This is a genomic window from Virgibacillus natechei (assembly GCF_026013645.1).
GTDB classification, from domain to species: Bacteria; Bacillota; Bacilli; order Bacillales; family Amphibacillaceae; genus Virgibacillus_L; species Virgibacillus_L natechei.
Window position 1 is genome coordinate 1,073,160 of the sequence record NZ_CP110224.1, and the last position, 15,046, is coordinate 1,088,205.

General features: G+C 39.1%; 17 protein-coding genes. 13 read left to right on the top strand and 4 right to left on the bottom strand.

The annotated features are described in order from the left end of the window. Positions 1 to 59 precede the first annotated feature (59 nt). On the top strand, positions 60 to 224 hold the full coding sequence (locus OLD84_RS05810; protein WP_209463693.1) for a hypothetical protein: 165 nt from the start codon (positions 60 to 62) through the stop codon (positions 222 to 224). A gap of 85 nt (positions 225 to 309) precedes the next feature. Here the strand turns inward: OLD84_RS05810 and OLD84_RS05815 are convergent, their stop codons facing one another. From OLD84_RS05815 to OLD84_RS05825, 3 genes are all read right to left on the bottom strand, one after another. Next, the gene (locus OLD84_RS05815) at positions 310 to 453 is read right to left on the bottom strand and encodes a hypothetical protein (RefSeq protein ID WP_209463692.1); all 144 of its coding nucleotides are present in this window, start codon (positions 451 to 453) and stop codon (positions 310 to 312) included. Positions 454 to 705: 252 nt separating this feature from the next. Continuing rightward, on the bottom strand, positions 706 to 1,836 hold the full coding sequence (locus tag OLD84_RS05820) for an NAD(P)/FAD-dependent oxidoreductase (RefSeq protein WP_209463691.1): 1,131 nt from the start codon (positions 1,834 to 1,836) through the stop codon (positions 706 to 708). After that, positions 1,826 to 2,272, bottom strand: a complete 447-nt coding sequence (locus tag OLD84_RS05825) for a DinB family protein (RefSeq protein WP_209463690.1) — start codon at positions 2,270 to 2,272, stop codon at positions 1,826 to 1,828. The genes OLD84_RS05820 and OLD84_RS05825 overlap by 11 nt, the downstream gene beginning before the upstream one ends. Positions 2,273 to 2,353: 81 nt before the next feature. Here OLD84_RS05825 and OLD84_RS05830 point away from each other — a divergent pair, with 81 nt between their 5' ends. The 9 genes from OLD84_RS05830 to acsA all read left to right on the top strand — a co-directional run bounded on the left by OLD84_RS05830 (position 2,354) and on the right by acsA (position 12,711). Next, positions 2,354 to 2,920: a hypothetical protein gene (locus tag OLD84_RS05830; protein WP_209463689.1), complete on the top strand. Its 567-nt coding sequence runs from the start codon at positions 2,354 to 2,356 to the stop codon at positions 2,918 to 2,920. A gap of 87 nt (positions 2,921 to 3,007) precedes the next feature. Continuing rightward, entirely contained in the window at positions 3,008 to 3,937 is a 930-nt protein-coding gene (locus tag OLD84_RS05835; RefSeq protein WP_209463688.1) for a manganese-dependent inorganic pyrophosphatase, read from the top strand. A 206-nt stretch (positions 3,938 to 4,143) separates the two neighbouring features. Next, positions 4,144 to 4,419, top strand: coding sequence for a DUF485 domain-containing protein (locus OLD84_RS05840; protein ID WP_209463687.1), 276 nt, complete (start codon positions 4,144 to 4,146; stop codon positions 4,417 to 4,419). Then, a complete protein-coding gene (locus OLD84_RS05845; RefSeq protein ID WP_209463686.1) occupies positions 4,416 to 5,960 on the top strand; it encodes a solute symporter family protein in 1,545 nt (514 codons plus the stop codon). The genes OLD84_RS05840 and OLD84_RS05845 overlap by 4 nt, the downstream gene beginning before the upstream one ends. After that, a complete protein-coding gene (locus OLD84_RS05850; protein ID WP_209463685.1) occupies positions 5,957 to 7,717 on the top strand; it encodes a LytS/YhcK type 5TM receptor domain-containing protein in 1,761 nt (586 codons plus the stop codon). Before OLD84_RS05845 ends, OLD84_RS05850 begins: the two co-directional genes overlap by 4 nt. Positions 7,718 to 7,920: 203 nt before the next feature. Further along, positions 7,921 to 8,670, top strand: a complete 750-nt coding sequence (locus OLD84_RS05855; protein ID WP_209463684.1) for a LytR/AlgR family response regulator transcription factor — start codon at positions 7,921 to 7,923, stop codon at positions 8,668 to 8,670. Positions 8,671 to 8,872: 202 nt separating this feature from the next. Beyond that, positions 8,873 to 9,229 carry a DUF485 domain-containing protein gene (locus tag OLD84_RS05860; protein WP_209463683.1) on the top strand — a complete coding sequence of 119 codons (357 nt, stop codon included), beginning with the start codon at positions 8,873 to 8,875 and terminating at the stop codon, positions 9,227 to 9,229. Continuing rightward, entirely contained in the window at positions 9,229 to 10,764 is a 1,536-nt protein-coding gene (locus OLD84_RS05865; protein WP_209463682.1) for a solute symporter family protein, read from the top strand. The genes OLD84_RS05860 and OLD84_RS05865 overlap by 1 nt, the downstream gene beginning before the upstream one ends. Positions 10,765 to 10,998: 234 nt before the next feature. Then, entirely contained in the window at positions 10,999 to 12,711 is a 1,713-nt protein-coding gene (gene acsA / locus OLD84_RS05870) for an acetate--CoA ligase (protein WP_209463681.1), read from the top strand. A 176-nt stretch (positions 12,712 to 12,887) separates the two neighbouring features. Here the strand turns inward: acsA and OLD84_RS05875 are convergent, their stop codons facing one another. Continuing rightward, entirely contained in the window at positions 12,888 to 13,088 is a 201-nt protein-coding gene (locus tag OLD84_RS05875) for a cold-shock protein (protein WP_209463680.1), read from the bottom strand. Between the two features lie 335 nt (positions 13,089 to 13,423). On the opposite strand from OLD84_RS05875, the gene OLD84_RS05880 reads away from it, so the two are divergent. The 3 genes from OLD84_RS05880 to OLD84_RS05890 all read left to right on the top strand — a co-directional run bounded on the left by OLD84_RS05880 (position 13,424) and on the right by OLD84_RS05890 (position 15,036). Next, positions 13,424 to 13,585, top strand: a complete 162-nt coding sequence (locus tag OLD84_RS05880; RefSeq protein WP_209463679.1) for a small acid-soluble spore protein P — start codon at positions 13,424 to 13,426, stop codon at positions 13,583 to 13,585. A gap of 384 nt (positions 13,586 to 13,969) precedes the next feature. Beyond that, positions 13,970 to 14,575, top strand: a complete 606-nt coding sequence (locus OLD84_RS05885; protein WP_209463678.1) for a Dph6-related ATP pyrophosphatase — start codon at positions 13,970 to 13,972, stop codon at positions 14,573 to 14,575. A gap of 218 nt (positions 14,576 to 14,793) precedes the next feature. After that, entirely contained in the window at positions 14,794 to 15,036 is a 243-nt protein-coding gene (locus OLD84_RS05890; protein WP_209463677.1) for a CotD family spore coat protein, read from the top strand. Positions 15,037 to 15,046: the final 10 nt, after the last annotated feature.

Consider the following 15,046-nt stretch of genomic DNA (forward strand, 5'->3'; position numbering starts at 1 on the left):
CTTCTGCAAGTATTTCTCCTCTCTGCTACAATACTTAAAAATAGGAGATGAGAGCTAGGATGATAAACAAGGGGGACGAAAATTATTTTCCGATGAAAAATGTAACAGGGCTGTGCAAGATGAAGAATAATACGGAAGAAATTATTAATGCATTAGTGACGAGAAAAATTAGGATTGTCTTTGTTGACGAATGTAAGTATACAAAAACGATACGGAAGTTGTGATAATTCATGAAGACCAAAGAAACATAACGGTTCCTTTGGTCTTTTGATTTGCTGATTTAAAATTTGATCCTCTGTTCGTAATTCTTTACAGGATATACGTTTCAATTGTATTAGCCATGGCTCTATCAATATCATATGCATCGATTATAAATTCAAGCACGAACCAGCTCAACGTTACCAATAATATAGAAGCTATTAGAATTATAAGTACCATCGTTTTACCTTTCATGATAAATCTCCCTTCATTATCCAGCTTAAGCGTACCAAATCAATTCATAAGTGTAAATATATGTATTCAAGTTGGTAGAGAAAGTATGAACTATCCATATAGATCATACTAGATTAATAGCAGTTGATTAGCTATTTGTACTCCGTTCATCATTATCTCCGCATTATCTCCGATTAGTGGAATCTCCATTTCATTACCTGCAACTCAAGCAGCTTTCTGCCAGCAAAAAGGACAGACTTTTAAAAGTCTGTCCTAATTTATCGCTCCAGACACGTCATAATCAAGTAAATCAATGTCTAAGTCCTCACCTAAAGCAAGTTTTGCTAATTGTATGCCTACATATGGTCCTGTTGTTAGACCAGATGAGCCGAGTCCGTTGGCAAGTAACAGTCCGTCATATTCCGGTAGCGCTCCTACAACTGGAAGGAAGCCAGGAGTGAATGGACGGAATCCAACTCTTGTCTCAAGTACTTTGCTTGAAGCAATACCTGGTGCTATTTGTATTGCCTTAGTTAAAATCTCCTGAATTTTACCCGCAGTAACCCGCGTATCAAAGCCAGTATTATCTTCCTGTGTAGCTCCAATAACGAAGCGTCTATTATTTAAAGCTAGCATGTATGAATTATTAGGAGGCATAATAAGAGGCCAGGCCGCAGTATTCTTTGCTAGCACTTCTAAATGCATGATTTGTGCTTTTTGTGGTGTTACCTCAAACGATATACCTAATGGTTTGAATAATTCATCCATCCAGGCGCCAGATGTGGCAATAACCGTATCTGCTTCAATGATTTGGCCGTCAAGCTTAACACCTGTCACCTGTGCTCCACTATGAACAAGCTTAGCGTTGCCATACGCAATGGTTCCACCATGTTTTTTAACACCACGCAGTAAAGCATCACGTAACTTTCTGCCGTCGACTCGTGCTGCGCCACTAACATGAACAGCCCCATACCCATCGTTGAGTAGTGGAAACAGTTCCTTCGTTTGTGCAGCATCAAGCAGTGAGACATCACCAATTTCTGGGGCATCTTCCCGCCGTTTAAGGATACGATCTTGCATTGCCATTAACTTTTTTTCCTCGGTATGAAGACGAAGGGCTCCAACCTGTAAGTAGCCAGTTTCCGTTTCGCCGTCTTTTGCTAGTTCATCCATTAGTTTTGGATAAATCCTGGCTCCACCTTTTGCTAAGTGATACCATGCTTTGTTTCGACGCTGGGATAACCATGGACAAATAATTCCCGCAGCAGCATCGGTTGCTTGCCCTTCATCTTTTCTATCGATTACAACTACTTCAGCACCGCTTTTAGCAAGGTGATAGGCTGTACTAGCACCTAATATCCCTGCACCAATAATAATAAATTTATTTCTGAAATTAGGATGCATGTACAACTTGCTTCATTGCTTTCATTTTTCCAAGATGCTCACTTTCATGTTGAATTACCATTGCAAATAATTCGTCATAGGTTTTAAAATTCATAAACTTAAAAGGAAGCTCTTGTGCGAAAAAATCATCTGAAAGCTCATTGATGCGCGTTTGCTGTTCTTCTAAAAGGTTGACAAGCTCTGAAATTGCAGGGACTTCCGATGGCCAGTCTGCAGGCTTTGTTCCACCTCCGAACAGATCATTATATTTTTCTGGAAAATTAGCGGATTGTTTCGGGTAGCCAAATAGTAATGCTTCTGCGGTGACAAGTACGTGTCCCACATGCCAGTGTATCGTGTTATTAAACGCCTCAGCCTGGTAATCCGCCGTCTTCTCATCGAGGTCTTTCGCGAATGAAAGAGAAGCGCTCCTTGTAAAATTAAATAGATTTGACATTAGAATCCCACCTTTAATTAATTATTTCTATATTAAATATAAGAATAAATGGTACAATTGTAAAGGAAAGGGGGATAAAATATGGAAAGAAACATAGTCGGGAGAGTTTTATTATATACGGGAATTGTATTTATAATTGCTGGTTTATTTTTAGGAATTTCAATGATAGTGGCGCATAGTGCTCGCCTTCCAGCTAATATGGAAGGGGAAATCAGAATTATGGATATGTTGGTAGGTTTCTCCAATTCATCGCTGCCCTATATAATAGGTGGTTTCTTATTAATAGGTGCTTCTGAAATAATAAAATTATTGCACTCAATTAATAGAAAGCCCGGTCTCTACAAAGAGGTGGCAACAATGCAGCAATCAGATACTGGCGTAAATATTCAAAAAATTGAAGATGAGAGTCGACCAACTGATTGGAAGTTAAGTAAAACAGATGAAGAGAAAATATATGAAGCTTTTTCGGATAAAGCTATTTTGGAAATTATTGCATCTCCCTTTGAAGGTTACTGTATCGTTAAATTACAAGAATATGACGGCCCGTTAGATCCGGTTATTAAAGTGGTCGATTTAAATGGATTAAATCTGCAGGAAGTGAAAGACCATGCTACCAAACAGAAAATATTGGATTGGTATAAGGAGTAAAACTAAAGTAAATGCTTTTTCCTAGGCACTATATTATGGTAATCTTAGAGTTGGACAAGTTATATTACATATGAAGGAGAAATGAACATGGGTAAGACCTTAATTTTCGGACATAAAAGTCCTGACACAGATACGATTTCCTCAGCATTAGCTTATGCTGATTTAAAGAATAAACGAGGTGAAAATGCAGAGCCTGCCAGACTAGGTCCAGTAAACAAAGAAACACAATATGCATTGGATTATTTTAACGTGAAAGCACCACAACTTATTGAAAAAGTAGACGCTGATGTGGAAAGCGTAATTTTAGTTGATCATAACGAATTTCAGCAGAGTGTGGATAATATCCAGGAAGTACGGATTGCTGAAGTCATCGATCACCATCGTATTTCAAATTTCGAAACGAAGGAACCGCTCTATTTCCGCGTGGAGCCAGTTGGGTGTACAGCGACTATTTTGAATAAAATGTATAAAGAAAATGATGTAGCTGTTTCAAAAGAAGTGGCCGGGTTATTAGTGTCAGCAATTATTTCTGACTCTTTATTGTTAAAATCACCAACCTGCACAAAAGAAGATGTGGATGCGGCATATGAGCTAGCGGAAATTGCTGGTGTGGATTTGGAAAAATATGGCCTTGATATGCTGCAGGCAGGCGCTGACTTAAGTGATAAAAAGATTACGGAACTTTTAACAATGGATGCTAAAGAATTTGCAATGGGTGGAGAGAGAGTTGTTATTGCCCAGGTGAATACAATTGATATCAATCAGGTCTATCACCAACAAGCGCAGCTGGAAGAAGAAATAGACAGGTCTATAAAGGAAAAAGACCTTGGATTATTTGTGTTTGTCGTAACCGATATTTTAAACAGCAATTCAGATGTGCTAGCTCTTGGAAGAAATAAAGACAAGTTAGAAAAAGCATTCGATGTAGAATTAAAGGAAAATCGCGCCTTACTTGAAGGGGTCGTATCCCGTAAAAAACAAATCGTTACGACGTTGACAGATGCATATAGTGAATAAGTAAGTCTGATCCCTTTGCAATGAATGTTGTAAGGGGATTTTTTATGTCCGGGTTAGTAAGTGTGCCTCCTCATAAAAAATAGGCTAGTAAATGAAAATTGCATTAATCTTTACAAGTATCCATCGTTGGATTATTATTAGTTTACAATAAATCAAATTTTCTTAATTTATATAATAGACTCAATTATGGTGGTGAGAATTTGGTGATGGAAAACCTATTTCATCAATTAATGAAAAAAAGAAGACGTCTACTCATAAAGCTGTTAACGTTTCTTATCATCTTTTATTTTGCATTGCCGCTCACGTTGACTTTTTTTCCCTATCAAATGAATAGAGCTATCCCTTTTGTAGGTATATCCTGGGGTTGGTTGTATGCATTTGCCCAAATACCAATGACTTGGATTCTTGGGTGGATTTACTATAGGAATGCAAAAGATTTCGATCGATTCATTGAACAAATAAAGCAGGGGGAACAACGGTGAATCTTACCTATTTCTTGTTTTTTATATGCATTATTGTCTGCACGTTAATTATTACATACTGGGCAGCAAAACGAAGTCAAACAACGAATAGCTTTTATACGGCTGCAGGCAGTTTAACAGGCTTTCAAAACGGAATGGCGATTTCTGGTGATTTCATAAGTGCTGCTTCCTTTCTTGGTATTGTTGGCGCAATTGCGATAAATGGCTATGACGGATTTTTGTATTCCATAGGTTTTTTGGTTTCCTATTTGATTGTGATATTTTTAATTGCTGAACCAGTCCACCATTTGGGAAAGTATTCACTTGGAGATGTTATATGCGCTCGATTTCCCAGCAAGCGAATCCGTTTGATTATGGGTTGTGGGGCGTTTGCCATCTCGATTCTTTACATGATCCCACAATTGGTAGCTTCGGGACTGTTAATCCGTTTGTTATTGAATATCGATTATTCGCTTTCCGTTGTTGTTATTGGTGGTTTAATGACTGTTTATGTCGTGTTCGGTGGAATGATTGCCACTTCCTGGGTCCAAATTGTTAAAACAGTTGTACTGATGTCGGGAACATTTCTTCTTTCATTAATTGTATTTTCCCGTTTCAACTGGAATATTACAAACTTAATAGAAGAGGTCAAACAAGGTACGCCTTTAGGAGATGACTTTTTCTCTTCAGGAAATTTATTTAATAGTCCACTGGAATTAATTTCACTGCAGCTTGCTTTAATACTAGGAACAGCAGGACTACCGCATATTTTGATTCGACTTTTTACAGTACGAAATACGGTTGAAGTACATCGTTCCTTAATCAGTGCAACTTGGATTATTGGACTTTTTTATCTAATGACACTTGTTCTTGGTCTTGGAACCGTCGCTTTGTTGGGATACGAGAAATTAATTGCTGCCGATTCCACCGGAAATTTGGCAGCACCATTACTAGCAAGAGAAGTTGGTGGTGACTTTTTGTTGGCTTTTATCTCAGCGGTTGCCTTTACCACCATTGTTGCAGTTGTAGCTGGCCTGGTTATTTCAGCTACAACAGCTATTTCTCATGATATTTACCATCATATTATAAAAAAAGGGAAATCAACTGAAAAGGAGCAACTACGAGCAGCACGTTGGACAGCAGTGGGAATTGGACTAATTTCCATATTGTTTGCTTTAAGATTGGAAAATACCAATGTTACGTTTTTAGTTTCATTAACATTTATTGTGGCAGCGTCCAGTATTTTCCCTGTTTTGCTTTTGACTATATATTGGAAGCGATTTAATCAAAACGGGGTCATAACTGGAATGGTAAGTGGACTGATTGCTTCACTGACATTTCTAATGCTAGGTCCTCATATCATGAATCCAGATGGTGGATGGATTGCAAGAGAAGCTATATTTTCACTATATAATCCGGGGATCGTGGTTATACCGATTGGTTTTTTGGGTGCAATTCTCGGGAGTCTTCTTTCACCCAATTCATCTCAATTCAGCAGGGAATTCAAGCCATTTTATATTAAATCACAGACTGGAATTACTACGAGGAGAGAGAGTTCGTGAATGAATTGATGATCATTTTATTTGAACGAATGGGGTTATTACTTGTCATTGCTTTTGTTCTAACGCGAACTCGTGGTTTCCGGTCGCTCCTTTACCGTGAATCTAGCATTAAAATGTCTATTGTTCATGCTTTTATATTTGGACTTTTTGGTATTGCGAGTACAATAACCGGAATTGTGATCGAAGCTGATTCTACGATCATTCGTGATTTTGTCTGGACAGTCGAAAGTGATCAACTCGTTCTCGGTTCAAGCCTTGTTGCTATAGTAATTGGAGGATTATTAGGTGGTCCATTTGTTGGCTTTGGTGCGGGTATTATCGCGGGATCCCATTTGGTATTTCTCGGAGGAATCGGGTGGCTGGCAAATGGGTTCGTGAATCCACTTACTGGATTGTTGGCGGGGTTGACAGCTCGATTTTTTTCACAAGAACGGGTCATTTCATGGATGAAAGCTTTATTTATCGGTGTTTTTCCAACTGTGCTGCAAATGCAGCTATTACTTATTTTTCATCCAAACACCGATGAAATAATTGCTATTGTGGATACAGTTGGTTTGCCGCTGGTACTGTCGAATAGCATTGCAATTGCCATTTTCACAGCGATGATCGGAATTGTTTTGCGCGAGCAGGAAAACGAGGCAGCATTTGCAGCAAAACAGGCATTAACGATTGCGGAAGAAGCGCTTCCCTTTTTAAAAAGAGATTATCAGCGTGAAATGGCTGCAGGAATCGCCAACCTGCTATACGATCGATTGGAACTGGCTGCGGTATCAATGACTAATGAGCATGAAGTACTGGCGCATATTGGGATGGGTTCTGATCATCATGGGTCAGGAGATAGAATAACGACCCCTTTATCCAAGCAGGCAATTCGGACAAAGTCGATGAAAGTAACGTATACACACTCGGAAATACAATGTGAAGATCCTAACTGTCCCTTACAAGCTGCCATCTTTATTCCAATCACCGAGGCAAATGAGGTAACAGGGCTTATTAAGCTTTATTTTCTAAAAGCACAGCATATCCGTCCAGTAGAACGTATGCTAGCTCAAGGATTGGGACAATTGATTTCCAATCAGTTAAATGTCATTGCTGCAGAGAAACTGAAGGTACATATTCGTGATGCAGAACTGAGGAACCTGCAAGCTCAAATAAATCCGCATTTTCTTTTTAATACCCTCCATTTGGTATCAACACTTATTCGGATGGATGCTGTAAAAGCACGTCATATCACCATTCAATTAGCGCAATATATGCGGTTTAACTTGGGGCTTGCCTCCCATTCACTCATACACATGGAAAAGGAGGCTGAACATGTAAAAGCATATATAGCCATTATACAAGCACGTTTTGAAAGTCGTTTGGATATTTCTTTTACCCAGTCAGAGGGGATATCCGACGTATTGATTCCTCCTTCAACCATTCAGCCACTTGTGGAGAACAGTGTTGAACATGGATTAAGGAATACGATCAACAACGGGAAGGTGAAGATTGAAATAAAAAAAATAAATGAGGTGATTCGTATATCTGTTCGTGATAATGGCCATGGATTTCCTTTCGATATCCTGAATCGTGCTGGTCATGAGCCATTAAAAGAAAAACAAAACGGAGGAAAAGGACTTTATAATGTCAATCAGCGTTTAGTTAGCTTGCTGGGTGATTCAGCACGTATACGAATTAAAAATTTACCTTCTGAAGGAAGTGAGGTATTTTTTGAAATTCCATATGAGTGCGAGTTCAAAAAGGTGCCGAATTAGAAGCAAGAAGGTCGAGGAGGCGTAGTTTTGAGCAGACGACCTTGCACGCAGGAAAAGTGGTTTTCCTTTTCCAAGGAACGGAACGTAGCTTTTAATACGTGAGTAGCGGAAAAACAAGCCAACGAAGAGATTCGCCGCTTATCATTTGGTGACTTTTTGAACAACTTCTATGACGCTCAAACAGAAAGGGGAGGGACTCGACATTGATTCGTGCAATTATAGCCGAGGATGAAAAAGTAACACGGGATGAATTGATTTATGTGCTGCAAAAGGAAGAGGACGTTTATCTTTGCCCAAGTGCTGAAACAGGAGAACAACTGCTTGAATTATTTTTCGAATATAAACCGGATGTGGTATTTCTTGACGTTCATATGCCTGGAATATCTGGGGTGGAAGCTGCAAAACGCTTAACTGAATTGAATGAAGGAGAAAGACCATTATTTATCTTTACGACAGCATATGATGATTATGCTATCCAAGCCTTTGAAATTGAAGCGGTTGATTATTTGTTGAAACCATATGATCATGCACGTTTTCATCAATCAATGGAAAGGTTGAGAAATCAGTTACGGAAATCTGATATAAGAGAAAGTCCGAATCCTTCAAGTTTAAAATCATCAGGTCCATCTAAATTACTAATTGATGATGGGGAAAAGACGATCGTATTACATCCAGATATGATTTATTATGCGGTTCCGTTTAAGCGAATGCTTGAAATTCATACAGAAGACAACGTAATCATGAGTCGGATGACCTTGCAGGAGCTAGAAAAAAAGCTTTCCGGATATACCTTCCTCCGGACCCATCGAAGCTATTTGGTCAATCTGGATCATATTCAGGAAATCACTCCTTGGTTTAATGGAACAAGCAATATAACACTAAAAGATAAAGATCGGACTTCGATTCCTGTCAGTCGAGCATCTAGGAAAATACTTTTTGATTTCTTAGAATGAACCAACCATTAAGGTACCATTCAAAACCGTTCAACCATGAAAAATAACCATTCATGCAAAATTTCCCTAAAGAACCTCTTAACCTTATATACTTCAGTAAGCGTTTTCATTACTGGAAGGTGAGAGAGGGAGTCGTTACAAGATTAATCGTAATCTTGGATAGGGTGCTCCTGAAAAAAACAGATACAAGGAGGATGGTTTGATGAATGGTGAAAGTGGTTCCGCCAAAGAATATCAGACAGAAAAACGGCCTGATTTTGTTAAAGTAGAAAATAGCACACAGTTTAAAAGGCTAATAAGAGAGAAGAAAAAGTTCACTATTCCAATAACGATATTTTTTATGGTGTTTTATTTTTTATTGCCAATTTTGACATCTTATACAACGTTTCTGAACACACCAGCAATTGGTGATATTTCGTGGGTATGGCTATTTGCCTTTGCGCAATTTATTATGACATTTACCCTAAGTATTGTGTATGTAAAAAAGGCAAGCGGTTTTGATAAGCAAGCAGAACAAATTATCGCGGATCAGCTTGAAAAAGGGGAGGATGATGCATAATGGATACTATTGTAATTGTCCTTTTCCTTGCTATCGTATTTTTAACGCTTGCTATTACGTATTATGCTTCTAGAAATACGAAAACAACCGGTGATTTTTACACTGCTGGGGGTAGTTTGACAGGAATACAAAACGGGATTGCCATATCGGGTGACTATTTATCGGCAGCCTCCTTCCTTGGTATCGCGGGGGCTATTGCGTTGTATGGATTTGATGGCTTTTTTTACAGCATAGGTTTTCTTATTGCATACTTGGTTGTCATGTTTCTAGTGGCTGAACCTTTGAGAAACCTTGGTAAATATACGATTGCAGATATGATAAATGCCCGTTTTGACGCGAAGAAGGTGAGGGGGGCTGCCGCACTTAGTACCGTAACGATTGTTATTTTTTATATGATCGCACAACTTGTCGGGGCTGGTGCTCTTATTCAATTATTGTTCGGGATCGACTATTGGATAGCTGTACTCATTGTTGGTGTCATGATGACCATTTACGTGCTATTTGGTGGAATGATCGCTACCAGCTGGGTTCAAATTACAAAGGCTGTCCTGCTAATGGCTGGGATGATTATTATTTCATTCCTCGTTTTATTAAAATATAACTTTGACCTTGGATTTATGTTCAGTGAAGTTAAAACAGCAACAAGCCATGGAGCAGATTATTTGAATCCAGGGTTGCAATATACGAATCCACTGGGGACCCTATCTCTTATGCTTGCATTAGTGTTAGGAACCTCAGGGCTACCACATATTCTCATGCGTTTTTTCACTGTTAAAGATGCCAAGACAGCAAGAAGTTCCGTTATTACAGCAACATGGACTATTGGAATCTTTTATATATTAACGCTTTTCCTTGGTTTTGGAGCAGCTGCATTTGTTGGTGAACAACAAATTATCGCGGCAAACCCTGGTGGAAATATGGCGGCACCTTTATTAGCACAGGCTTTAGGTGGCGATATCTTGTTTGCTTTTATATCAGCGGTTGCTTTTGCCACCATTTTAGCTGTTGTAGCAGGGCTCGTTTTATCAGGTGCATCAGCATTTGCTCACGATTTGTATGCGCAGATTATAAAGAAAGGAAATGTAACTGATAGGCAACAAATGTTAGCTGCACGTTATGCAGCTCTGGCGGTATCCGTATTTTCTATTGTTTTGGCATTATTCGCACAATCGTTAAATGTGGCTTTTCTCGTTTCACTTGCATTTTGTATTGCAGCAAGCGCTAATTTACCAGTGATCCTGTATACCGTCTATTGGAAAAAATTCAACACAGCAGGAGCTGTTACAGCATTACTGTCCGGATTATTCTCAGCCTTAATTCTTGTATCAATGAGTCCAAGTGTCTTTTCACCTGTAGAAGGTGCAGCATTATTTGTAGGCGATCCTATTTTTCCACTTGAAAATCCGGCATTGATTTCCGTGCCATTAGGATTCCTCGGTGGCTATATAGGTACCAAAATATCTAAAAAATCAGATCCTGTACGATATGCTGAAGTTACAGTAAAGGCAAATACCGGCTATAAAGAAGCGAGATAATAGACTTAAACTTAGAAAGTGTATGTGTACGGTGAAGCGGATGGCACGATTTAGCGGGCTGATTCTTATATAGTGTCATTAAAGTAGCAGCCCGAATACACCCTAAAAAGGAAAAGACTGATGTCCTGACAATCCGTCTTTTACTAAGGACTCGGAAAGAAGTGCTGTCATAGTGGCAGCAACTTTTTCATAGATTTGTATAACAAGTATATTATCATAGGGGAGGAAATAAATATGAGTCATTCAATCAAACAGCCAAACATGCAGGATTATGATGAGGCCTATGCAAATTTTTCCTGGAAAGAAGTAGAAGAGGCGTTTTCTTGGCATGAAAGCGGAAAAGTGAATATGGCCTATGAGGCGATTGACCGCCATGCTGAATCATTCAGGAAGAATAAAGTAGCGTTGTACTATAGTGATGAAAAGCGTGATGAAAAATATACGTTTCAGGATATGAAGTACTTATCCAATACGTTTGGCAATGTACTGCGCAACCTTGGAATTGAAAAAGGCGAACGGGTATTTTTATTCATGCCCCGCTCACCTGAGATTTATATAAGTATGATGGGAACGCTTAAAATTGGTGCGATTGCAGGTCCGCTTTTCGAAGCATTCATGGAACAGGCTGTTTTTGATCGATTGGAAAATAGTGATGCTTCCGTACTTGTTACCACGCCAGAGTTATTACCGCGTGTGCCCTATAAGGAACTTCCTTCTTTAAAACATATTATATTAGTAGGAGACGGGGAAATTCCTAATAATAGTAAAGATATAAATTTCTATGTTTATGAACAGGAAATGCGAAAAGCTTCCCGAGAACTAGAGATCGAATGGATGGACCGAGAAGACGGCATGATCCTGCATTACACATCAGGTTCAACAGGGAAGCCAAAAGGTGTGTTACATGTTCATAACGCTATGATCCATCAGTATCAAACTGCAAAATGGATATTAGATCTGAAAGAGGATGATATATACTGGTGTACAGCAGACCCAGGTTGGGTAACAGGTACTTCCTATGGTGTGTTTGGTCCGTGGTTGAATGGTGCCTCCAATGTGATCCGTGGTGGTCGTTTCAGCCCTGAGGATTGGTATTCCACGATTGAAAAATACCGTGTAACCATTTGGTATAGTGCTCCAACAGCGTTTCGACGACTAATGGCTGTTGATGAAGAAGGTATAAAGCAATTCGATTTAAGTTCATTGCGACATATTTTAAGTGTTGGTGAACCCTTAAATGCTGAAGTTGTACATTGGGGTAGAAAGGTCTACGGCTTAAGTATTCATGACCACTGGTGGATGACAGAAACAGGGGGAATTATCGTGTCCAATTATCCTTCCATGGAAATTAAACCTGGTTCGATGGGCAAACCTTTCCCTGGGGTAGAAGCAGCTATACTGGATGGAGAGGGAAATGAAGTGCCGCGAGGGCAGATGGGTCATTTGTGCGTTAAATCGGGATGGCCAGCGATGATGCGTCATATATGGAAGAACGAGGAAAAGTTAAATGGTTATTTTGAAATTCCAGGATGGTTTGATTCCGAAGACCTTGCCACAATGGATGAAGATGGATATATTTGGTTTGAGGGACGGGATGATGACGTTATTCTCACTTCCGGTGAACGTGTAGGACCTTTTGAGGTAGAGAGCAAACTTGTTGAGCACCCATCTGTTGCAGAGGCTGCGGTAATTGGGAAGCCTGATCCGGTTCGTGGCGAAATTATCAAAGCATTTGTTTCACTTCGGGAAGGCTATGAAAAGTCAGACGGACTTGAAAAAGAGCTGCGCGAATTTGTTAAAAAAGGGCTAGCAGCACATGTCGCCCCAAGAGAAGTAGAAATCAGGGACTTCCTGCCGAAAACAAGAAGCGGCAAAATCATGCGCCGTGTATTGAAGGCTTGGGAACTGGATCTGCCAACAGGGGATTTATCGACAATGGAAAAATAATACGTGTGGGTTAAAAAGGATGAAGGATCATCTGATAGGAGATCTAAATTTTCGAAAAAAGTTTCCAGTCAATGGTAACGGACTTCTCTATTTAGGGAAGTCCGTTATATTAACCAATTCAAATTCATTTAAAAAAGCTCTTCCCATCGATGGGAAGAGCTTTTATTAATTGTTAATTAGTTTTTCACAACGTTAGTAGCTTGTGGGCCACGGTTACCTTCTTCAATGTCGAAAGTTACGTTTTGACCTTCATCTAAAGTTTTGAAGCCTTCGCCTTGAATTGCTGAGAAATGTACGAATACATCGTCTCCACCTTCAACTTCGATGAAACCGAAACCTTTGTCTGCGTTAAACCATTTTACTGAACCTGTGTTCATGTTAATTCCTCCAAGTGCTTGATTAGCACATTTATTACTATTTTTGTTCTGGATAATAATTCAAGACGATAACTTAAAAGTTACAATATATCTTGTATTGCTAACGAACATCAATAATTAACTTTAGTATAACACAAACTCTAAAAAATATATACATTTTTAAAGAAATAGTTTTAAATTATTCTTTAACAAGGTGTAACGATCAATAAACCCCCACTGAATGAAGTTTTACTATAGATGGAATGACCTTTTCAATTTCCTAAACTTCACTCATCCGCTTGTGTGAATAAAACTTCATATCTATCCAAAAGCTATGGCAAAAGCAAGGAAGGAGGATGATAACAGTGGGTGGAAAACCAAAAGGACCGAAGCAGCAGGAACATCCGAACTTACCACAAAGTCCACAGAACCCGGATGGCGAACCATTGAGGGGTTCAAAAAAAGTGAAAAATGCCAATCACTCAAGGCAAAATAAGAATCCGAATCATGGATTATAGGCACCTGATATTGGTGAAAATATAAAATCGCAAGTGAAACACTGCAAATCAACTAACCATATAATTAGCTCTGCTTAAATGTGATAGGCACTGCTACTTTGAATTAGATAACTGGTAAGACGAGGTGGACGCAAGAACATTCGCCATATAGCAGTCCCCTCGTTAACCAGATGTTAAAATGATATTATGTTTTTAAAAAGATACTTCTTGTTTTACATTTCATACTGCCCTTTAACCCCTTTTTGCTGTATCCTAAACAAGAAGGGGTTTTTATTTAGCAGTTAACAAAGTATAAAAACTTTCTTACTGCATAAGTGCAACTAAGGTTGTCACTTAAAGGCTTGGTGACAACCAAGTTTTCTAATATGAACAGGAGTTGAGACGATGACTAAAAAGGTCGCATTATCCTTCAGTGGCGGGAAGGATAGTTGTTTGGCACTTTATCAGTTGCAGGAACAAAATATTGATGTTGCTTGTCTGGTTACGACGGTATGGAAAAGAAACCAGCAAACAGTTGCGCACGATGAGAAACGTGATCGAATCAAGGATCAGGCAGAAAGCTTTAACATACCTGTACACTTTATAGAAACCGATTTTGATACATATAAGACAGATTTCGTGGAAACCTTGAAAGAATTAAAGCGTCTTTTCGCTATTGATGGGGTTGCTTTTGGTGATATATACCTAAAAGGACATCGTGAGTGGGGCGAAGAGGTCGCAAAAGAAGCTGAACTTAAAGCATTCTATCCATTGTGGTCGAAGAAAGCGGATGCATTGGATTTATTGCGGGAATTTGTGTTATTGGATTTTAAAGCGGAAGTCATTAAAGTGGATGCTACAAAACTTCCCCAAGAGTGGGTTGGCCGTAGATTGGATGAGGCATTTATACAAGCTATCATGCAACAAGATGTGTGTCCGATGGGGGAGTCAGGCGAATATCATACCACCGTGTTTGATGGGCCGGTATTCAGATATCACCTCCGTGATTAAATGTGAATAGAATATCATTACTTTTCCAGAGCTATTGATAGCATTAGGTTCATCCATCTTTTTCAATTGGGAGAAAGTTACGATGAACAAAGGGTTTGTTAGACCATTATTAGGAGAAGTTTTATAGATATATTTTTTAATTGGGTACGTGTCTTATACAGATCCTGTGTATATACCATATATTAGTAGTGAACCTAATACTGGAAAGGGGATTTTAAATGAGACATCGTCATGGACCGCATTGCGGATGCCCGCAGACAGTAGTTCATCCGACAAAGCATAATTGTGTGAATAAGTACTCTGAAAGCGTTGTGAAGCATGTGCACCCTTCACATACGACTGTCATGAATCATCATCTAGTTAAAAATCAGCATGTTTTTCCGCATTCAACCTCTGTTCAAAATACGACGAACTGTGTAGATGAATTTCCACAAGGTAGACCAGGAATGCGTAGGTGGTAAAAGCCGAGTA